The 21007-nt window shown below is 47.7% G+C and carries 21 protein-coding genes and 1 pseudogene; 9 read left to right on the top strand and 13 right to left on the bottom strand.

The annotated features are described in order from the left end of the window. Positions 1 to 59: 59 nt before the first annotated feature. From ABV409_RS00110 to ABV409_RS00090, 5 genes are all read right to left on the bottom strand, one after another. Positions 60 to 932, bottom strand: coding sequence for a hypothetical protein (locus ABV409_RS00110; RefSeq protein ID WP_353875408.1), 873 nt, complete (start codon positions 930 to 932; stop codon positions 60 to 62). A gap of 101 nt (positions 933 to 1033) precedes the next feature. Further along, the gene (pruA, locus tag ABV409_RS00105) at positions 1034 to 2662 is read right to left on the bottom strand and encodes an L-glutamate gamma-semialdehyde dehydrogenase (RefSeq protein WP_353875407.1); all 1629 of its coding nucleotides are present in this window, start codon (positions 2660 to 2662) and stop codon (positions 1034 to 1036) included. Between the two features lie 76 nt (positions 2663 to 2738). Then, positions 2739 to 3125: a Co2+/Mg2+ efflux protein ApaG gene (gene apaG / locus ABV409_RS00100; protein WP_353875406.1), complete on the bottom strand. Its 387-nt coding sequence runs from the start codon at positions 3123 to 3125 to the stop codon at positions 2739 to 2741. A 1-nt stretch (position 3126) separates the two neighbouring features. Beyond that, entirely contained in the window at positions 3127 to 4329 is a 1203-nt protein-coding gene (locus tag ABV409_RS00095) for a DUF3667 domain-containing protein (RefSeq protein ID WP_353875405.1), read from the bottom strand. A gap of 29 nt (positions 4330 to 4358) precedes the next feature. Next, entirely contained in the window at positions 4359 to 5606 is a 1248-nt protein-coding gene (locus ABV409_RS00090) for a type IX secretion system plug protein (protein WP_353875404.1), read from the bottom strand. Positions 5607 to 5757: 151 nt separating this feature from the next. Between ABV409_RS00090 and ABV409_RS00085 the strand changes: the two genes are divergently transcribed. The 8 genes from ABV409_RS00085 (at position 5758) to ABV409_RS00050 (ending at position 13315) form a co-directional block, all read left to right on the top strand. Beyond that, positions 5758 to 7110, top strand: coding sequence for a Na(+)-translocating NADH-quinone reductase subunit A (locus ABV409_RS00085; RefSeq protein WP_353875402.1), 1353 nt, complete (start codon positions 5758 to 5760; stop codon positions 7108 to 7110). 1 nt (position 7111) lies between these two features. Further along, the gene (locus tag ABV409_RS00080; RefSeq protein ID WP_353875401.1) at positions 7112 to 8377 is read left to right on the top strand and encodes an NADH:ubiquinone reductase (Na(+)-transporting) subunit B; all 1266 of its coding nucleotides are present in this window, start codon (positions 7112 to 7114) and stop codon (positions 8375 to 8377) included. Between the two features lie 4 nt (positions 8378 to 8381). Next, a complete protein-coding gene (locus tag ABV409_RS00075; protein WP_353875399.1) occupies positions 8382 to 9131 on the top strand; it encodes a Na(+)-translocating NADH-quinone reductase subunit C in 750 nt (249 codons plus the stop codon). 1 nt (position 9132) lies between these two features. After that, positions 9133 to 9780: an NADH:ubiquinone reductase (Na(+)-transporting) subunit D gene (locus tag ABV409_RS00070; protein WP_353875397.1), complete on the top strand. Its 648-nt coding sequence runs from the start codon at positions 9133 to 9135 to the stop codon at positions 9778 to 9780. Positions 9781 to 9794: 14 nt separating this feature from the next. Further along, positions 9795 to 10556 (top strand): NADH:ubiquinone reductase (Na(+)-transporting) subunit E, encoded by a 762-nt coding sequence (gene nqrE / locus ABV409_RS00065; protein WP_353875395.1) that lies wholly within the window; start codon positions 9795 to 9797, stop codon positions 10554 to 10556. Further along, a complete protein-coding gene (gene nqrF, locus ABV409_RS00060) occupies positions 10553 to 11863 on the top strand; it encodes an NADH:ubiquinone reductase (Na(+)-transporting) subunit F (RefSeq protein ID WP_353875394.1) in 1311 nt (436 codons plus the stop codon). Before nqrE ends, nqrF begins: the two co-directional genes overlap by 4 nt. Before the next feature lie 79 nt (positions 11864 to 11942). Next, entirely contained in the window at positions 11943 to 12302 is a 360-nt protein-coding gene (locus ABV409_RS00055) for a DUF8840 domain-containing protein (protein WP_353875393.1), read from the top strand. Further along, positions 12299 to 13315, top strand: a complete 1017-nt coding sequence (locus ABV409_RS00050; RefSeq protein ID WP_353875391.1) for an FAD:protein FMN transferase — start codon at positions 12299 to 12301, stop codon at positions 13313 to 13315. The genes ABV409_RS00055 and ABV409_RS00050 overlap by 4 nt, the downstream gene beginning before the upstream one ends. A 1-nt stretch (position 13316) precedes the next feature. Here the strand turns inward: ABV409_RS00050 and ABV409_RS00045 are convergent, their stop codons facing one another. The 3 genes from ABV409_RS00045 to gpmI are packed head-to-tail and all read right to left on the bottom strand — an operon-like array spanning position 13317 to position 16452. Further along, on the bottom strand, positions 13317 to 14081 hold the full coding sequence (locus ABV409_RS00045; protein WP_353875389.1) for a class I SAM-dependent methyltransferase: 765 nt from the start codon (positions 14079 to 14081) through the stop codon (positions 13317 to 13319). Positions 14082 to 14089: 8 nt separating this feature from the next. Next, on the bottom strand, positions 14090 to 14908 hold the full coding sequence (map, locus tag ABV409_RS00040; RefSeq protein ID WP_353875387.1) for a type I methionyl aminopeptidase: 819 nt from the start codon (positions 14906 to 14908) through the stop codon (positions 14090 to 14092). A 38-nt stretch (positions 14909 to 14946) separates the two neighbouring features. Continuing rightward, a complete protein-coding gene (gpmI, locus tag ABV409_RS00035) occupies positions 14947 to 16452 on the bottom strand; it encodes a 2,3-bisphosphoglycerate-independent phosphoglycerate mutase (RefSeq protein WP_353875385.1) in 1506 nt (501 codons plus the stop codon). Between the two features lie 206 nt (positions 16453 to 16658). Here gpmI and ABV409_RS00030 point away from each other — a divergent pair, with 206 nt between their 5' ends. Beyond that, a complete protein-coding gene (locus tag ABV409_RS00030; RefSeq protein ID WP_353875383.1) occupies positions 16659 to 17054 on the top strand; it encodes an ankyrin repeat domain-containing protein in 396 nt (131 codons plus the stop codon). Positions 17055 to 17135: 81 nt separating this feature from the next. On the opposite strand, the gene ABV409_RS00025 is transcribed toward ABV409_RS00030, so the two are convergent. From ABV409_RS00025 to ABV409_RS00005, 5 genes and pseudogenes are all read right to left on the bottom strand, one after another. Then, positions 17136 to 17303, bottom strand: coding sequence for a DUF6747 family protein (locus ABV409_RS00025; protein ID WP_353875381.1), 168 nt, complete (start codon positions 17301 to 17303; stop codon positions 17136 to 17138). A 114-nt stretch (positions 17304 to 17417) separates the two neighbouring features. Then, positions 17418 to 18185: a M48 family metalloprotease gene (locus tag ABV409_RS00020; RefSeq protein WP_353875380.1), complete on the bottom strand. Its 768-nt coding sequence runs from the start codon at positions 18183 to 18185 to the stop codon at positions 17418 to 17420. Between the two features lie 40 nt (positions 18186 to 18225). Further along, the gene (locus ABV409_RS00015; RefSeq protein ID WP_353875378.1) at positions 18226 to 18960 is read right to left on the bottom strand and encodes a M15 family metallopeptidase; all 735 of its coding nucleotides are present in this window, start codon (positions 18958 to 18960) and stop codon (positions 18226 to 18228) included. Positions 18961 to 19015: 55 nt separating this feature from the next. After that, positions 19016 to 20179, bottom strand: coding sequence for a T9SS type B sorting domain-containing protein (locus tag ABV409_RS00010; RefSeq protein ID WP_353875377.1), 1164 nt, complete (start codon positions 20177 to 20179; stop codon positions 19016 to 19018). After that, positions 20176 to 21007 (bottom strand): annotated as a pseudogene (locus ABV409_RS00005) (hypothetical protein); the annotation flags it as partial. The pseudogene ABV409_RS00005 and the gene ABV409_RS00010, both read right to left, overlap by 4 nt.

Raw genomic sequence — 21007 nt, 5'->3', positions numbered from 1 at the left:
CCCAAAAATAGGGATTAATCGTATTGAAGCTGTCTTTTTTTGAAGGGAAATTCGGCGAATCAATCGAGGCCCGCTTTTGAATCCCCGTACCAAGGGAGTGAAGGGTCGGGACGCAACAATCCGGGGTCGAAATTGTCAAAGGCCATACTATCGATCGCTATTTTATGGATCCACCGGCTCGTTTTTTTTAAGTGGTTTGATTGGATGATCAATTCGCGGGGATAGGTAGTGCCTGTCGCATCCTTATGGAAGCTTTCGAACCGTATCGAACCGTATTGGCTTTTTGGAACGGGGAATTTGAGGTCCCTGATCGTAAAGTTGGCAAACCGTAGCACCTTGGTTTCGCTATCGAAGTACAGCAAGTATTGGTCATTTTCCGGATGGGGGGCAAGCTGCTTCCAGCTGGCCAAAACCAGTTCATAACGGCGTCCTTCGAATTCCGTACTGCCCGCGTATTTTAAAATCGGTGCGTTGCGCAAACGTATGGGGAGTTCAAAGAAATATTGGATTGCGGTCAGGCCAAAGACCAATTTTGGACGGTTTTTGAAGCGGGCGGCACCCTCGTTTTCAAAACGATACGCTTTGTGCGATTGTACGCCGTAGGTTCGATTCCGTCGCGATTCGGTGTACCGCAATTGTCCGTCGAATGACCGGGTGCGATAGCGAAGTTCCATGGCTTTGTTGTCTTTTGGAAGGGGGTTTGACCACGCCAAGTAGCTACGCCAATTATCCTTGGCCCAGACGGTATAGACCGTCGATGCGGCCAATTGTTCATAATAGGGTTGGGTCAGGGCTTCATTGAGTATCGCGAGGGCCTTCGGGTCTCGGTCCCTTTCAAGGTCGGCAAGGTCTGGGGTTCGAAGATCGGCAAGTTTGCAGGCCGAAAGGCAACCCACTATCAGCAATGCTAAGAAGACGTTTTTATGGTCCAAAATAGGCTTTATTGCCTAAGACGACTTTCTCTTCCATTGCTTACATCAAGTGAAAAAAAACGACCTTGAACGATGATGCTCAAGGTCGTGCTTTCATATGCTTACCCTAAAAATGGATATCGATAGTCTTCAGGGGTTACGAAGGTTTCTTTGATCAATCGTGGTGAAACCCAACGCAAGAGGTTTTGCGCCGATCCGGCTTTGTCGTTGGTTCCAGATGCCCGTGCACCTCCAAAAGGCTGCTGGCCGACAACGGCCCCGGTCGGTTTGTCATTGATGTAGAAGTTACCTGCGCAGTTCTGCAAGGCTTTGGTGGCTTCATCGATCGCATAGCGGTCAGTGGCCAAAACCGCACCGGTCAAGGCGTACTCCGATGTGCCGTCGACCAACTCCAAAGTTTGGCTCCAATCGGCATCTTCATAGACATAGACGGTGACTACAGGGCCGAAGAGTTCGGTACACATGGTGGTATACTTCGGATCTTTGGCCAAGATGACCGTAGGTTCGATGAAATAGCCTTTTGATTTATCATAACCGCCACCAACGACGATTTCAGCGTTTGCATCGGCTTTTGCCCCATCGATATAGCTGGCCAATTTATCAAAAGAGCCTTCGTGTATCACGGCCGTGATGAAATTCGACATGTCTTCAGGGGATCCCGGCTTGTTGAAGCTCTCAACATCTTTTTTGACGGCTTGTAAAATCGTATCGGCAGTCGATTTTGGGAGGTACACCCTTGAAGCCGCACTACATTTCTGCCCTTGGAATTCGAAAGCTCCGCGGGTTATGGCTGTTGCGACTTGTTGTGGTTTTGCGGAGGGGTGGGCAATGATAAAATCCTTACCGCCGGTTTCGCCCACGATCCTTGGGTAGGTTTTGTAGGTGTGGATGTTGGTTCCGATCTGTTTCCAAAGTTCCTTGAATACATGGGTGGATCCGGTAAAGTGGAGTCCGGAAAAGTCAGGACTTGATAATACGGTTTCCGTAATCATCACGGGGTCACCCATGACCATATTGATTACGCCATCGGGCAATCCGGCCTCTTTAAAAACATCCATGATGACTTTGGCTGAAAACACTTGACTGTCACTGGGTTTCCACAGTACGACGTTGCCCATCATCGCCGCACTTGCCGGAAGGTTTCCTGCGATGGCGGTAAAATTAAAGGGGGTAATGGCGTATACGAAACCTTCAAGGGGGCGGTATTCGACCCGGTTCCAAATACCTTCGGCCGAATCCGGTTGTTCTTCATAGATCTGGCTCATGAATTCTACGTTAAAACGCAAAAAATCAATGAACTCACAGGCGGCATCGATTTCGGCTTGGTGAATGGTTTTTGATTGGGCGATCATCGTAGCGGCATTGATTTTCGCACGGTAAGGCCCTGCGATCAATTCGGCTGCCTTCAAAAATATCGCCGCACGCTGTTCCCAGGTCAAATCGGCCCATGCGGTTCGGGCTTCCAAGCAATTCGCAATCGCTTTTTCAGTCAAGGCTTTGTCTGCGGTATGATAGGTGCCGACCACATGTTGATGGTCGTGCGGGGGTGACATCGGCTTGGTCGCGCCGGTCTTGACGGCTTCCGATCCGATATAGAGCGGTACCTCTACCTCACCGTTGAAATAGGCTTTGTATTGGTGCAGTACGGCTTCCCTTTCCGGGGTGCCGGGTGCATAACTTTTTACGGGTTCATTGATCGCTGTAGGAACATGAAAAAAACCTTTACCCATGGTCGAAATTTTATTAAGATTAGAATTTCGGCAAAGGTAACGAAACCGTTTTCGAATTTAAAGGATGTGCCCAGGTTTAGTTCTGCGCGAAAGGAGCGGCGAACTTGAAGGTCGGTACTTCGACGACGAACTCTTCGGAGGATACCAAATTGACCATCTCGTAATGTCCTTTCATCGCACCAATGGGTGAGGCCAAGAGGGCCCCTGAACTGTAGGTGTGTGATTTGCCCGGTTTGATGACCGGTTTCTTGCCGATCACACCTTCACCATCAATAGTCTCCATCTCTTTCAACGAATCGAAAATATCCCAATGCCTCAAGGTGAGCTGCATGGGTTCTTTGCATTGGTTTTCAATGGTAATGGTATAGCCGAAGGCATAGTGCATTTTGTAGTTCTTGAAGAAGGTGCCTTCAAAACTGGTCTGCACCGATACTTTGATTCCTTTGGTAACTTGTGTGATCATATCAATACGTAAATACGCTTCCGGTAAACAACAAAAGCACCGTGAAGAATGCCAATATTGTAAAAACCGTATTCAGAAACAAATATTTAACAATCGTTTTAAACCTTCCTTGGCCGTAAAACCTCCGCATTGCCTTGTACAGGTAAAAACCGAAGATCAGAAAGAAGATGCCCACAGAGGCAGTACCAAATATGGAATCTATCATCCAGCTAAGGATCAGCAAGATAAACATAAGGGACTGGTTGTGGAAACTAAAGATCAAATGATCGGTATAGGTATGGTTTTTACGGATGTAAACCAAATAAATGAAGATCGTGAAGATCGGAAGGAAGAAGAAAATCACCAGCGGGACTTTGGCAATCGTATTGTTCAAATAAGTGCCGGGTTGGGCAATGGCCTTTAAGGAACTCTTTGAACCGTTGAAGGCCATCCTGTTTTTAAAGCTGTCGTCAACGGCGAATTTTTCACGGGCCTCTTCGAAATTCTTGATCGAATCTTTTTGGATAAAGGTGAAGAAGAACTCCATCCGTTCCAATAGACTTCCCGAACCATCGGTTTGTAGGGCGGCGAAATACCCTTTGGGGTCGGCAAGCATGAACGAATCCTTTCGCGCTTCCTCGCGGATACCGGTATTGATGATCGTCTGCAACGAATCAATACTGCCGATACCCGGGATGGTTTGCTCAGGGATGTTCTCCAACGAATCGAGTTGTTGAAAGACCTGTTCGGTCGTTTCTTGGAAGGATACCGTATCCTGTTCGGCCGAATCACCATCTTCGTTGAAGCGGAACGACATCGGGCCGGTCTGTTCGATTTTGTTTTCCAAGTCCAAGTCGTCCAAATCCGACAAGCCATTGTCATAGGTCACCATCAAAAAATACAAGAAGGCCAGACTGAACAGAAATCGAAACGGATTGGTATATGAAATCCGTTTACCCCTAATGTAATCTTTCGTGATCGTACCGGGTTTTAGTAAGAGGGCATAAAGCGTCTTGAATAATTTCGAATCGTAATTGATCAAACTTGAGGCGAATTCATCGAAGAAATCCTTTAAGACCAATCTTTTAGTGCTATTGGCTTGGGAGCAGTTGGGGCAATACTTGTCGCTCACATCGATGATGTGGCCGCAATTGGTGCATTCGGTACCCCTGAATTTGAGTTCGTACCGTCCTTTGGATATCAGCCCTCCCTTTTTATCCGCCATAGGTCGTTTGGTTACGGCCTTAAAGATACTTAATTGCTTATTGTCCTCGAATTGGTATTGCCGATGCCGATGATGCTGTCGTAGAGGTCGCCGAAATTGCGATAGTACACGAGGATCATGTAGTTGTTTTCGGTAAAATGGAAGTTGCCGCTTACGTAGTTGAGGTTGATCGTACCATCTTCACGCTCAATGACGTATTTGTAGTTATAGAACCCTTGTTTTATCGGATAGGTCAGTTCCATATTCCCGCTCTCCTCATTGTAGGTCATACGGTTTTCGTCGTTGAGGTCGTAGTTGTTGAATTTTCCATAGACATACACATTGTCAAGACCCAATGCACTGGTATAGGGCAAACTGAAGTGTACCATGGAGTATTCGGCTTCACGGGCCACATCATCCCCTTGAAGGGTGCGGACGATAAAATCCCCATTGATATCCGGAAAATAGGTGTATGGTTGGTCGTTTCGAAAAGGGTTTGGAAAAAGGTAGTGGTGGTACAGTTCCTTGAATTCGATATCCGATATCGCGAAAGTGGGTGCCCTGAGGTCTTTGGTGTCGAAATTCAAAAATTCGTTGCCCCCGTAAAAGCTCGTTTCTTGGTCGTATTTATAGACCAGTTCGTTGCCCAAAGTGAACTGGGGCTTGATGTTGTAAATGGCAGTGGGCCAAAAATGGTTCTGGATCAAAGCGACCTTGATCTCGCGTTTCGGGTTGACGATCGGAAAACCACTGGTGTTGATGTTGAATTGCACCACTTGTTTTTCGTTCAGGAATTCGAAATCACGTGAACGTTTGACGACTCCGCCCACGCGCACCAGATCGCGATAGATGACAAAGCGACGCGAAAATTGCAGTTCGCCATAACTGTTGTACACTTCGAGCACATAATTGCCGCTGACCTTGAACCTGATTTGGTCGTTCGGTAGGGTCAAGCGATAGTTCGAATACGGTTGAAGGGTGGTATAACTGTTTTCATAATCGATGATGCGTTGATTGTCCATCCCCACCAAATACTGCGATTTAAGCAGTTGGGAGGGGGTCCAATCGTAATCGCAATGCACGATTTTATAATAATAATCCTGTTCGCTGGCCGTAAGGTCGTCGAATTCCAAAGTCAAGGATTCGTTGAGCTGTAAAACCGGGAATTGATCTTCGGTAGGTCCCTTGAAAACGATGGTCTTGATATGGGCGGGCGGATTGACTTCCTCCTGCACTTGCCCGTGCAGCAACTGGCCCAAAGCCAAACATGCCATGAATTGTTTGATCAAAATGCGCATTTACATCGAATTTTCGGGGTAAAGGTAAACAAAAAGCATGCCCTGTAAATTAAGCTCGACGTAATCCCAATTTTCTAGCCAATTATTATAATCATAATGCTTTAAGTAGTAAATTTGCGTGCAATTTTGATAACAAAAGGTCTACTACAATATGTCTAAAGACATCCGAATCAAAAAAGGGTTGGACATCAACCTTGTCGGGGCTGCTGAACAGACTACTTCCAAAGCCGTAACGAGCAACGTATACGCCCTGAACCTAGACGATTTTCACGGAATTACACCCAAAATGTTGGTCAAACAAGGGGCTGAGGTCAAGGCCGGTGAACCGTTGTTCTACAATAAGAACAACGAGTCCATGCAGTTCGTGTCGCCTGTCAGCGGAGAGTTGGTCGAAATCGTTAGGGGTGCCAGAAGGCGCATCTTGACGATCAAGATCCTAGCCGACAAAGAGCAACAGTTCGCCACGGGTAAGAAAGCGGCCATCGATACAATGGATGGGATAGCCGTAAGGGAAACCCTTTTGGCTTCAGGCTGCTGGCCCTTTATCAAACAACGGCCCTATGCGATCATCGCCGACCCGGTGAATACCCCCAAGGCGATTTTTATTTCGGCCATCGCGACGGCGCCACTGGCTGCCGACGTTGAATACGTTCTAGCGGGAAAGGAAGCCGAGATCCAAGCCGCAATTACCGCCCTAACGAAAATGACCCCTGGAAAGATCCATGTAGGGGTCAAGAACGCTTCCGGTTCCGTCTTTGCGAACATTGATGGGGTGAGCCTTCATCAAGTAAGCGGGCCTCACCCGGCTGGTTTGGTCGGTACGCAGATCAATAAAATAGACCCGGTCAATAAAGGCGAAGTGGTCTGGACGGTCGACCCCCAAGATTTGATCATTATCGGGGAATTGCTTTTGACCGGAAAATTCAACGCCGAACGCACCGTAGCGTTGGCAGGATCATCCGTGAAGGCCCCGAAATATTACACGACCAAAATCGGCGCGGAACTTTCGACCTTTTTGTACGCCAGTGGGGTAAATGGTGATAATTTCAGATTGATCAACGGTGACGTCTTGACGGGTACCAAAGCCAGTCCTGATGGGTACCTTGGCTTTTACAACAGCACGGTTTGTGCCATTCCGGAAGGCGACGATTACGAATTCTTCGGCTGGAACAAACCCGTTTTCAACAAAATATCCTCGACCAGGGCATTGACCTTCTCTTGGTTGAACAAAAAGAAACAATACGATCTCGATACGAATACCAATGGGGAACATCGGGCCTTTGTGGTTACAGGCCGTTATGAAGAAGTCTTTCCATTGGATATTTACCCCATGCAGTTACTGAAAGCCTGTATGGTCAAAGATCTGGACGAAATGGAACAGCTCGGGCTCTATGAAGTCGCTCCCGAGGATTTTTCGTTAACGGAATTCATTTGTATTTCGAAACAACCGCACCAACAGATTATCAGGGAAGGACTCGATTTGTTACATCAAGAAATTGGATAGTATGGGAATGAAAGAAAAACTCCATCAGCTAAAACTTAAGTATCAAGGCAAAAAAATGGCCCCGGCATTCAATGCCCTCCATACGTTTTTGTACACGCCCAATGAAACCACCCATTCCGGGGGGCACATCAGGGCCGTCGACGATTTGAAGCGCACGATGAATACCGTGATCATGGCTTTGGTGCCTTGTTTGATCTTCGGTATTTTCAATGCCGGATACCAACACTATTCGGCCATCAATGGCTTTCCTGCCGAGTTCTCGCTATTCGAGCATTTCCTGACTTGGGATAACTTCTGGTTGGGCGCCATCACCGTATTGCCTTTGGTCATCGTATCCTATGGTGTCGGTCTGGCGATCGAATTCGTTTTTGCCGTAATCAAAGGGCATGAAGTGGAAGAAGGATATCTGGTAACCGGAATGCTGGTGCCGTTGATCATACCTGTCGATACCCCCTTATGGATGTTGGCCATTGCGGTCGCTTTCGGGGTGGTTATCGGGAAAGAAGTATTCGGAGGGACCGGGATGAACATCCTTAACCCGGCATTGACCATCCGTGCCTTTTTGTTCTTCGCCTATCCGACTTGGATGAGTGGTGATAAAGTATGGGTTCATGGTGCTGTCGACCTCGCAGGTACGGCCGATGCCATTTCCGGGGAAACCGTTTTGGGGTATTTGGCCCAAGGCAACAATGCCGAGGCATTTGCCAAATACGATTTGATGGAAATGTTCATGGGCTTTATCCCAGGTTCGGTCGGTGAAACGTCAACCTTGTTGATTTTGTTGGGTGGCCTGTTCTTGATCTTTACGAAAATCGCCAGCTGGCGCATCATGTTGAGTGCCGTTATCGGTTCCTTGGTCATGGGCTTGATGTTCAATGGTATCGTCGATGCGGGCTGGATTCCCGAATACAGTAAGTTTTACGGATTGATGAGTTTTGAATTCTGGCAGCATTTGATCGTCGGGGGGCTGGCCTTCGGAATCGTCTTTATGGCGACCGATCCAGTGACCGGAGCACAGACGAACCGTGGTAAATGGATTTACGGATTCCTTATCGGGTTCATCTCGGTCATGATCCGGGTTTTCAATCCAGGATATCCTGAAGGGGTCTTTTTGGCCATCTTGTTGATGAACGTATTCGCGCCGACCATCGATCACTATGTGGTTCGCGGCAACGTCAACCGAAGGATGAAGCGATTGAAAACGGTAACCATCCATCCGAAAATCACCGATGGGGAAGCAAAAGAATTAAAAGCAGAAACAGTTTAGCGCTATGGCAATCAATACCGAAAAGAATTCCTATACCGTCTTGTTCGCCGTGATCATGGTCGTGGTGGTGGGTACCATATTGGCCTTTTTAGCCTCCGGACTTCGACCTCAAATCGATGAGAACGAACGGTTTGAAAAGCAGCAAAACATCCTGTACGCCATGGGTGTCAACAACAATGAAGGCGCTGGTGATGTGAATTTTATCCCGACGACCGAAGTCGAGGAAGAGTTTTCAAAATATATCAAAGAGCAATTGGTCATCGTGAATGGGGAGGTGAAACCCCAAGAAGAAGCCTATTTGATTGACCTGAAGAAACAACTTAGTGCGCTGAAAAACGGCGAGGACGCCAAGCTGCCCTTGTTCATCGGGGAAAAGGATGCCAAGAAATTCTACATCATCCCGATGTACGGAAAAGGCCTTTGGGACGCCATCTGGGGCTTCATTTCGTTGGATGAGGAAATGGTGGTACAAGGCGTGTACTTCGACCATAAGGGGGAAACCCCGGGGTTGGGAGCCAATATCAAGATGCGTTTTTTCATGGATGATTTCGTAGGGGAATCCTTGATGGACGGAAACAGCTATGCCGGTGTCAATGTGGTCAAAGGAAATAATGACCCTTTGAACAATGACAAGGCCGATAATGAGGTCGATGCCCTGGCAGGTGCGACCATTACAGGAAATGGGGTTTCGGCCATGATCAAAGAAACCTTGAAAGCCTACAAACCTTATTTAGAAACAATTAGAACCAAATAATATGGCATTGTTATCGAAAAAAGATGCGAATCTCATCTTGGATCCCTTAGCGGATAACAACCCGATCACCATCCAGGTTTTGGGGATTTGTTCCGCCCTGGCGATTACCGCTGAACTACAGGCCTCCATCGTGATGGCCGTATCGGTCATCTTCGTACTGGGTGTGGGTAATGTTGTTATTTCCTTAATGCGTAACATCATCCCGTCGAAAGTTCGGATCATCGTACAATTGATCGTGGTCGCCACCCTGGTGATTATCGTCGACCAGGTGTTGAAGGCCTTTGCTTATGAATTGAGCAAGACCCTTGGAGCCTTCGTAGGATTGATCATCACCAACTGTATCATCATGGGGCGGTTCGAGGCCTTCGCTTTGGGTAACGGTCCGTGGAAGTCGTTTTTGGACGGCATCGGAAATGCCCTTGGTTATGGGGTCATATTGATCATCGTCGGGTTCTTTAGGGAACTTTTGGGTTCAGGAACTTTATTGGGTATCCCGGTATTGGGGGATCCCATTACGAAGACCGGACTGTATTCCATCGGTTATGAAAACAACGGCTTTATGATCATTCCACCAGCGGCATTGATCGTGGTGGGGATCATCATTTGGGTACAGCGTTCACGAAACAAAGCATTGATTGAGGAAGCTTAAAAGAGATAGCGATTATGTTAGAACATCTAGAATTATTTTTTAAGTCCATTTTCATAGACAACATGGTTTTCGCCGTGTTCTTGGGAATGTGTTCGTATTTGGCGGTTTCTAAAAAAGTAAGTACCGCCGTCGGACTTGGTGCGGCCGTAATATTCGTATTGGCGGTGACCGTACCCTTGAACTGGTTGCTCGATCAATACCTATTGCGCGACGGCGCTTTGGCTTGGTTGGGCCCTGAATATGCCGACTATAACCTGAGCTTCTTATCCTTCATCCTATTTATCGCTACTATCGCGACCATGGTTCAATTGGTCGAGATCGTTGTGGAGAAGTTCTCTCCGGCCTTATACAATTCCTTAGGGATTTTCTTGCCCTTGATCGCCGTGAACTGTGCGATTTTAGGGGGATCCTTGTTCATGCAAGCACGTGAGATACCTACCTTGGGATTGGCGTTCAACTACGGGGTCAGCTCCGGGATCGGTTGGTTTTTGGCCATTTTGGCCATCGCGGCCATTCGCGAGAAAATCCGCTATTCCAACGTTCCGGCACCGCTACGCGGACTAGGGATAACCTTTATCATTACAGGACTAATGGGTATCGGTTTTCAAAGTTTCGGAGGCATGTTGACTGGCGACAACGAACCGCCGGAAGGGGAGACCCAAACCGCTGAACAATCGGAAACGGTAACACCGGTCGATGAAGAAAAAATTGAAAACGAGATCGAGGAGGACGAAAAAGCGATCTCTTATAACGAAGCAGTAAACCAAGGAAAATGATTTTAGCCACAAGTACGGGAGGGACCATCCTGATTACGGTCGTAGCCTTTTTGATCTTATTATTGCTTTTGGTGGCACTTTTGCTTTTCACCAAAGAAAAATTATCGCCATCCGGTCCGGTTACCTTGACCATCAATGGAGAGAAGAAAATCGAAGTGCCTTCAGGGGGTACCTTGCTGTCGACCTTAGGAAACCAGAAGGTCTTTTTGCCTTCGGCCTGCGGTGGGGGTGGAACCTGTATCCAGTGTGAATGCCATGTGCATGCAGGAGGTGGTGAGGCCTTACCTACCGAGACCCCGCACTTCTCCCGTAAAGAGCTGCAACATGGGGCTCGTTTGGCGTGTCAGGTCAAAGTAAAGCAGGATATGGAGATTTCCATTCCTGAAGAAGTATTCGGAATCAAGAAATGGGCTGCCAAAGTAGTCCGTAATTACAACGTAGCTTCCTTTATCAAGGAGTTCGTTGTGGAGATTCCGGAAGAAATGAACTATAAGGCCGGAGGGTATATCCAAATCGAGATCCCACCTTGTGAGGTCAAATACCAAGATATCGATATCACCGCGCATCCGGAAGAACACGAAACTCCCGATAAGTTCAAGAACGAGTGGGACAAGTTCAACCTATGGCCGTTGGTGATGAAAAACCCAGAGACCGTAGAACGCGCATACTCCATGGCCTCTTATCCTGCTGAAGGACGTGAGATCATGTTGAACGTCCGTATTGCGACCCCACCATGGGATCGTTCGAAAAACGGCTGGATGGATGTCAACCCAGGGGTGGCCTCCTCCTATATCTTCGGTTTGAAAGAAGGAGACCCTGTGACCATTTCAGGTCCGTTCGGTGAATTCTTTATCAATGAATCAGAGTCGGAAATGTTGTACGTAGGTGGAGGAGCCGGAATGGCCCCGATGCGTTCCCATTTGTACCACCTCTTCAAAACCTTGAAAACCAATAGAAAAGTAACCTATTGGTACGGTGGTCGTTCGAAGCGTGAATTGTTCTACATCGATCATTTCAAGCAATTGGAGCGTGACTTTCCGAATTTTAAGTTCTATATGGCCCTTTCCGAGCCTTTGGAAGAGGATAATTGGACGGTCAAGAAAGATATTGACGATGAGGCAGGGGATGGTTTTGTCGGATTCATTCACAATTGTGTGATCGACAACTATCTGAACCATCACGATGCCCCAGAAGATATCGAGTTATACTTCTGTGGCCCACCATTGATGAACAAAGCGGTTCAAAAAATGGGCGAGGATTTCGGAATTCCCGATGAGCATATCCGCTTCGATGATTTCGGAGGCTGATCGACAATCCAAGAGCATCCAGAATACAAACAACAACACAACCGATACGACCCACGTATCGGTTTTTTTGTCAAAAGCTATGGGCAAACCCTTATCGGAACAAGAATTGCACAACTTAGCGATGAACATTGTCGGCCGCCAACTGGAAGCGGACGGCTTCGAATTCATGGCAGTCAATAGCAAACCCAAAAAGAACCCGCAGTTCGTATGTCTTAAGGACAAGATCTTGCATTTCATCATTGTGCGTAATGTGCCGTATCCTGAAGATCCAACGACCTATGATGTGGAACTGCTGCAAAAAATGAAAGATCATGCCGATAAGTTCGAAGCCAAGACCTATTATGCGGGTGTAGGCCTTTCGAACGCCCGGGATCGTATGGGTCCGGTACTGTTGGATGAAGAATATATCGTTGATTATAAAGGACTTGTTGAACTATGAAATCGAAGTTGACACCTTGCCTTATAGCCGTTTTGACCCTCTTGGCCATGAGCTGCGCCGATTCCCCCGTATCAGAGAAAAGCCGCTATACCGGTAACGCTTTGGGTACGACCTATGCCATCACGATAATCACCGAAAAAGATCATGCACTCCAAGAGGCCATTGATTCGGTGTTCTACGTGGTGAATAGTTCGATGTCGACCTATTGGCCCGATTCCGATATCTCGAGGATCAACAAAGGCGATTCTACCGTTGTCGTCGATACCATGTTCCGTGAGGTTTTCGAGTTGTCGGCAGGGATATTCGAAGCCACTGATGGGTATTTCGATCCAACGGTCGGTACTTTGGTGAACGCATGGGGTTTTGGGCCCGGAGCACAACAACAAATGGACAGTATCACGGTTGACAGCCTGCTGACTTACGTAGGTTTTGAAAAAGTACGTTTGTTGGCAGACGGTCGGATACAAAAAGCACATCCGGCTATTTATTTCGACTTCAACGCCGTTGCTAAGGGGTATACCCTGGATCGGTTGGGTGCCTTGCTCGATAAGCATGCGATTTCCGATTATCTCATCGAACTCGGGGGGGAGATCCTCTGTAAAGGAACGAATACCATCAGCCAAAAATCGTGGACTGTGGGTATCGATGATCCCCAAGCCGAGGGGGTACGGCAATTAAAAAACGTAGTCGCGCTACAGGATGCCGCCATGGCATCGTCGGGCAACTATCGAAAGTTCAGGGAAGACCCTGAGACCGGTAAAAAATACGTACATACCGTAGATCCGAAAACCGGCTTTACCAAAAATGCAAAAGTACTCGCCACCAGCGTTATCGCTGCTGATTGCGCCACTGCCGATGCCTATGCTACGGCTTTTATGGCCATGGAGTTGGAGGCAACGAAACGGCTACTTAGCGAAACCACCGGCCTGGAAGCGTACATCATCTATTTGGACGATGCCGGACTGACTTCGGAGTTCATGACTCCCGGCTTCGAATCGCGGGTTAGGCGCTAAATTATTTCTTGACCCAGGGTATGACCTCCGTAGGAGCGAGTCGGTAGGTGTCGATTTTTTCCGTTCCCAACTGTTGGGCGTAGGGTATTTCCTTTACGGTAAATCCGGCCCGTCGGAGCTTGTCGAAGTAATCGCGTCCATAAATGCGTACATGGTCGTATTGGCCGAAAATCTTGGCCCGTTCTTTTTTGTCGGTGATCGAGTCGTCTTCAAAGGTTTCGGCCCTATTTAGATCCTGGGGAATTTGAAATACACCCCAACCCCCTTTTTTCATCACCCGGAACAATTCCGATATGGCTTTTTCGTCGTCAGGGATGTGCTCTAAGACATGATTGCAAAGAATAACGTCAAAACTATCGTCTTCGAAAGGAAGGTCACAGATATCGGCTTTGACATCGGCCAAAGGGGAATTCAGATCGGTTGTTGTATAATCGAGGTTCGCTAGTTTTTGAAAACGCTTGTAAAAGGCCTGTTCGGGGGCGAAATGCAATAAAGACAAAGGCGCCTCGAAAAAATCCGTCTCGTTTTGCAAAAACAACCATAACAAACGGTGCCGCTCCAATGAAAGGGTAGAGGGCGACAATACGTTCTCCCTAGGTTGCTCATACCCATAGGGCAAGAAACTTCGAAATCCTTTGCCGTCAATGGGGTCGGTGAATGCCGAGCCGCGATAGTACCATGCCAATGCGGGTCGGATCCAATAACTGATCGTAATCAAAAATGGTCTTGGAACTAAATTGAGGAAAAATTGAAAGACCTTTTTCATGTTCGGGTTCAGTTCTGGGTCAACGACTTTCGAAATTCGTTTTCCTCCTCACTTGTGATCCCCAAGGCGTCGTAGATGTATTGGAAGGTCGATAACAACTCGGGCCGCCCATCGATCAAGGCCACATCGTGCTCGAAATGGGCGCTAGGCTGGTTGTCGGCCGTTAAAATGGTCCATCCGTCTTTCAATTGCTTGATGCGTCGAGTGCCCCTATTGATCATAGGTTCGATGGCAACGACCATTCCGTCCTGGAATTTCTTTCCGCGGCCCCGTTTCCCGTAATTGGGCATTTGGGGGTCTTCATGCAGTTCGGTACCCAGACCGTGCCCGACCAATTCCCGTACGACACCATACCCGTGGGACTCACAATGTCGTTGGATGGCGAAACCGACATCACCGACACGGTTGCCGACTTTGAATTCGCGAATGCCCAGGTATAAGGATTCTTTGGCCACCTTTAGCAATTTGCGGGTCGCTTCATCGACCTCGCCGACTTCGAAGGTATAGGCATGGTCGCCGTAAAACCCATTTTTCAAGGCACCGCAATCGACTGAAATGATATCCCCTTCTTGTAGGACCTCATTTCCGGGAATCCCATGGACTACCTGGGCGTTCGGACTCCAGTTCAAGGTGTTGGGAAAATCATACATTCCCAAAAAGCCGGGCTCGGCCTGATGGTCGCGGATGAAATCCTCTGCCATTTTATCCAATTTGAGCGGATGCGCTCCCGGTTTGATTTCCGCGGCCAGCATTCCTAAGGTCTTTGAGACCACCAAGGCGCTTTCACGCATCAGTTCGATTTCCTCAAGGGTCTTGATTCGTAGCATGGCAGCAAAGATAGTTCGAATAAGCCAAAGAAAGTAAACTACCTGAGCAACGAATGTTGGGTCATGGCCTGCGGCTGTGCAATGCCCATTAGATCTAAAATCGTCGGGGCGATATCACCCAAGACCCCATTGTTGATTGCGCGCAACTTAGGGTCGACCAAGATCAAGGGCACAGGGTTGGTGGTATGGGCCGTATTTGGGCTGCCATCTGGGTTTACCATGGTGTCACAATTGCCATGATCGGCAATGACCAGGGTAGTGTACCCATTTTCCAAGCCGGTGTTGATCACATCCTTCGCGCAGGAATCGACGGTTTCACAGGCTTTTATAGCGGCTTGCATATCGCCGGTATGCCCCACCATATCGGGATTGGCAAAATTTAAACAAACGAAATCGGCCGTTTGGTTTTGGAGTTCGGGTAGGATGGTATCGCGTATGTCAAAGGCGCTCATTTCAGGCTTTAGGTCGTAGGTCGCCACTTTTGGCGACGGACAAAGCAAGCGCGATTCCCCCGAAAAAGGTGCTTCACGACCGCCATTAAAGAAAAAGGTAACATGCGGGTATTTTTCGGTTTCCGCGATTCGGATTTGTTTTTTACCGGCATTCGCGATCACCTCCCCTAAGGTCTCTTTGATGTTCTCCTTATCATAAACTACTTCGATACCCTTAAAAGAATCGTCGTAATTGGTCATGGTGACGTAATGCAGATCAAGCTTTTTCATGTCGTAATCGGCAAAGTCCTCTTGACTTAAGACCTGGGTCAATTCTCGCCCTCTATCGGTCCTGAAATTGAAGAACACCACGACATCACCGGTTTTGATGGTGCCTTCGGCATCGAGGAGTAAGGGTTCTATGAATTCATCGGTGGTGCCTTTATCGTAACTGGCTTGCATGGCCGCACCCAAATCGCTGACCACGTTGCCCTGGCCTTGGGTCAATAGGGCATAGGCTTTTTTCACCCGTTCCCAACGTTTGTCGCGATCCATGGCGAAATAACGACCGATGACACTGGCGATTTTCGTTGGGGTCGCAGCGCAATAGCTTTCAATGTCAGCCAAAAAGGCCTTGCCACTTTTGGGATCGACATCACGGCCATCGGTGAAGGCATGGATGAACGACCGGGCGACACCGGCTGAGGCGCTGGCATCGATCAACGCTTTAAGATGGTCGACATGGCTGTGTACACCACCATCGCTGACCAAGCCCAGAAAGTGCACCGACTTGTCGTTGTCCTTGGCATAGGCAAAGGCATTTTTCAAAACCGTTTCGTCTTTCAAGCTGTCTTCCTTGACCGCCTTGTTGATTTTGGCCAAATCTTGGTAAACGATCCGTCCTGCCCCTAAATTCATATGACCGACCTCACTATTTCCCATTTGTCCTTCGGGCAGACCGACATGCATCCCATCGGTCAATAGATCGGCGCTTGCATAGGTTTGGTACAGCGAATCGATAAAAGGGGTGTTCGCTTGATCGATAGCGGAAACTTTTGGATCCGGGGATTTACCCCATCCATCCAAAATCATTAAAATCACACGTTTGGCCATAGCTTTTCATTAAGCTTCAAAAATAGGGTGTTTTATGTTTTTGACCGGTAAAAAGTGATGATTTCGGTTAAAAAATGACGGGAAAGTAAACAATCATCGGGAGGCTGTTAAAGTATCGTTATATAAGTGTTAAGGTCGTAACATTCAGGGTATTACGACAGTCTATTTGTATATCGAAACAATCTATAATCAAAAATTCGTTCATCATGAGAAAAACAATCCTAACCTTGGGGGCGACCTTTCTGCTCGCGCTCCCGACCCTCGACGCCCATGAAGGCAAGAAAGTGTATGAAGTCCACCGCGAAGCAAAAGCGGTAGCTGCCTTCGAAATCAACACCTTTTGCAAAGCGGTCATGCAAGGCCAATTGGATATGGTCAAGAAGATGATCCAAATGGGGGAAGACGTCAACCAAAAATCCTTGGGGAAAACCCCCGCGCATTACGCGGCCCGGTATAACCGACCTGAAATCTTGAAACTATTGATCGCCAATGGGGCGGATCTGAAAAAACGCTGTGATATGGGCTACACGGTTAAGAAATACGCCGAACTTTCGAATGCCAAAGCGGCCCTAAAGGTCATCAAAGAAGCTATGAGGAGATAACGGAGTTTGTCCATCAATCAAAAAACCCATTGCATTGCAATGGGTTTTTCGCTTCCTAATAGTGTTCAAGTAAAAGGAATCTTAAAATTTAAATCCGGTAAAAGCCCTATATATAAATGCATAGAAAGCCATAGACAACATGGCCGCGCAAAATATCGAATAGATTTTCAAGATCAATACCAAGGATTCCGGTTTGCAGTTGTCAAACGCCTCGGTGTACAATTGTTTGAAATGTGTTATTGTTCCCATTGTTATGCCTTTAGAAGCATAAGCGATAGGGTTAAGTAACTTGTATTGATTTGGGTATACCAAAGCTACGAAAATATGGCCAACGGCCATAGAATATCGGTGAGTGGCCTGATTTTATCGACCGCGATATTTTTCGATGGCCGCTTTTATTTTCTCAATACGGTTTTCGGGATCAGGATGCGTACTCTGGAATTCGGGCACCCGGTTGGGACCTGCCGCTTCCTTTAAAATCTGCATGACCTTGATCATTTCATAGGGGTCGTAACCGGCTTGCATCATGATGAACACCCCAAGGTCATCGCTTTCGAGCTCGTCACCCCGGCCATTTTTCAATAGGGTGTTCTGTCCGATGCCCTGCACCAAACCACCCATATCGGCCCCTACCGTGGCCCCCATGGTCAAGGTTTGCCAAAAACTGCTTTCGGCAATACGCTCTGCCGAATGCCTACCGATGACATGGCCGATTTCGTGACCCAATACACCGGCCAATTGCGCTTCGTTCAATTGCTTGAAAAGGGCATAAGTAATGAAGCATTGTCCACCGGGTAGGGCAAAGGCATTGATGGTACGGTCATCGGCCAAAAGATGGAACTCGTACCGATACGGGGTCTCCCTGGCGATACTGCTGTTTACCAATTTTTGACCCACGGCATCGACAAAGGCCTGCATCCGCTGGTCTGGGTACAACCCGCCGTGCTGTTGTGCCATATCGGGTGCACTTTGAAGTCCAATGGCAATTTCTTGATCAGCGGTCATATTGATGTTCTGTACCCGGCCGGTATACGGGTTCTCCTCTTTGTTGTTGCAACGTTGGATAAAGGCGAATGCCACGATGGCCAGCCCGATGAATATTCGGATCTTCCAGCTACCCCTACTTCTCATGTGTCAGTGTTTTAAGCGATTTTCAAGATACGAAAAAAGCTTACAGCAATGCAGGATTGATATCAAGGATGTTATCGTGGATGTAGGTTTTCAAGAAGCTGGTCGTAAAATGCTCCACCCCTTCAAATTCTTCATTTTGGATCAATTTGAAGATGTTCTTTTTTCGGAATTGTTCGAGCATCGGTATCGAATTCGGCGCATAGCTGTAATGCCAGGGCTCGTATTTGAAGCCTTTCCGGAAGTAATTGTCGGTATACACCAGATAAAAACCGAAATCCTCCGAATTTTCGTCCATCCATTGCTTTAATCCCGAGAAGGGTCCTTCCCCTTCGAATTTTTCGGCCAACAATACGTCTCCAGTGGTCTTGCGGTAACCGTCGATAATATCGATTTCAGTGCCCCAGTGGTGCCGGCTCGTACCCGGAATGGTAGAGTATTCGATGATCTTGGTGATGGCTTCCATAGGGGCCATTCCATCGACATCGGTATATTGGAGGTATTTACGCTCCCAAATGGCTTGCTGGCGATAGAAATTTCGGTAACTCGATACGATTTTGATATCGAAACCATCGTTATAGGCCGCTTTCTTCATTTTGAGGAAGGCCTCATAAGGTTCCTGGCGTAAGTTGATATCGGAGCCGAATAGTTCGATATCCACTTTTCCCATAAGTTCGAGTACGGAATATTCGACTTCCTGTGCAAAGGCTGGGTAAGGAAAGGCCGTGGCGGCCAGCCCTGCGAGCCCGGTCGTTTTGATGAAATTTCTTCGTTGCATGCGCGGTGTTAAGGTGCTATGCCAAAGGTACTAAAGAAATTCCCACAAAAAATCCTTAACGATCGATGAAGACGAAGCCTTGGTACTCCAACTCTTCATCGAGTAGCGAGATGGTATAGTAATAGATCCCTTCAGGAAGACCGATTTCGCGATTGAGGACCACCCCGTTCACATTGGCAACCCCGGTAAACTCATTGGTATAATCGGTTTGTTCGAAGACTTTTTGCCCCGTTCGCGTAAAAATGGCGACTTGGTTGCGCCCGGTACCCTCGATATTGTCAAAGATCAGGTTCTCATTGATGCCATCACCATTGGGCGACATAAAGTAGTTGCCTAGGGTGGGGTTGTTGACGGCAAAGGTGTCTAAAGGCAGCGGAACGGTGCCGAAGGTAATGGCCGCGAAATCGTCGGGTACGAACGAATCTGAAATAAGAAAGCCTTCGTTCACATCACCGACCAAGGAGCTTTTACCCAATAATACCCATTGGTTGTTGCTCTTCGACCAACCGACCAATACGATATCGTCAGCTTCGTTGGCGATATTTGCCAATCCGCTGTTGGTATTCCAACTGACGGTTACCTGGGAGCTCACCCCCCCTGTCAAAACCCAAAATTCATTGTTCGATACCATACCGATATCGCGAACTTTCGTTTCGGTATCGAAATTCGTGTTTATGGAAACCGGATTGGAAGGATCTTCAAAAAAATAGGCACAACTTGAAAAGGCATTGTTTCCTGATGATTCGATATACAGGCTACGGATCTGCCCCGCCGCCCCGACTGGGAAGGTGAATTCGCGTTTGTCGGTGATGGCCACGAAACCATCGACATGGTTTTCATCGTTATCACCTACATAAAAGGCCTGGTCGTTAAATTCCAAGAACACCCCGGCATTATCTTTTGGTGTAAAGATCCGGCCCAGGATGAAGTTGAAGTTATTGGTCGTTCGAAGGCCTGTTTGTAAGACTACCCCTTGGCCGTTGAGCAATTCGATATCGTACAATTGAGGTACTAGGGCGCCGGTCACCAAGCTTTGCTCGGTGCCATAAAATCCGAATACACTTCCTGTATCGGCCTCAAGTGGGCCGTTATTGATCAAATCGGTATGCAAGCCGATTTGGGCGTTGTCATGCAAACGAAGCATGCCGCTGTTGTGTAGCGCTTGCCCAAAACCAGGAAAGGCGAACCCAAGTGCGATCAAAAAGACGATCGATCTCATTGTTGTCCTTCGCTTTTGTTCAACAATAAAGCCTTGATGGTTTCCATATCCTTTTTCATGGCTTCCAACGCTTCGGTCAAGGCCCCGTTTTTTTCTTTGAGGGCCTCGATTTCTTTTTCTTGCTCAATGGTGTGCAAGAAAAGCTCTTCGATTTTCTCGAGGTTGATTTCCGTAGCACGATTGATCAATATTCCACCCTTTTCGGCAACTTGACTCGCGGATGGCACACCAGGAAGGTGTTTATTAGTTCTTGTAAACGCTTCGATTTCTTTCAAACTCATCATTTGATACGTAGGTTTCAAAACACTGAAACCATTGAAATAGTTTTCAAAGACATAATCAGGGGTAATGGTTCCGGTTGCAAGGATGTCCCCATCGACATGTAATTTTTCAGTCGGATCGATACCGATACCCACATTACCGTTGCTTTTGATGGTCATTACTTTATCGTCTAAATCGACCTCGCTGTTGTTCCCAACGTTATTCTGCAAGAAATGGAAGTCCCCACGGGCGAAACCTTGGGTCCTTTCATACACCAATGCCCCTTTGCCGTAATCGGATAATGCTTCTACGGAGAAGAGAATCCCGGTTGTGGTGTTGACACTTCCCGTCGGGGTAAACTCATCACCCTCATTTTGAAGAATAAGTGGGTAGGCTAGCTGATACGGCTTAGCTTCTCTAAGATGTAGTTTGGTATCGGCTCTTTGATCATTCAACCCGATACCCAACGAATTTGCGGCATCGTTCCAAAACAACTCCGCATTGTCTTCGGTTGCCGTGCCCCCGGCACCGGCAAAGAATACGGAACCAGTAGTCCCGGAGGTCAAT

The sequence above is a fragment of the Flagellimonas algarum genome (assembly GCF_040513375.1).
GTDB classification, from domain to species: Bacteria; Bacteroidota; Bacteroidia; order Flavobacteriales; family Flavobacteriaceae; genus Flagellimonas_B; species Flagellimonas_B algarum.
This window is presented reverse-complemented; position numbering and strand designations above follow the sequence as displayed.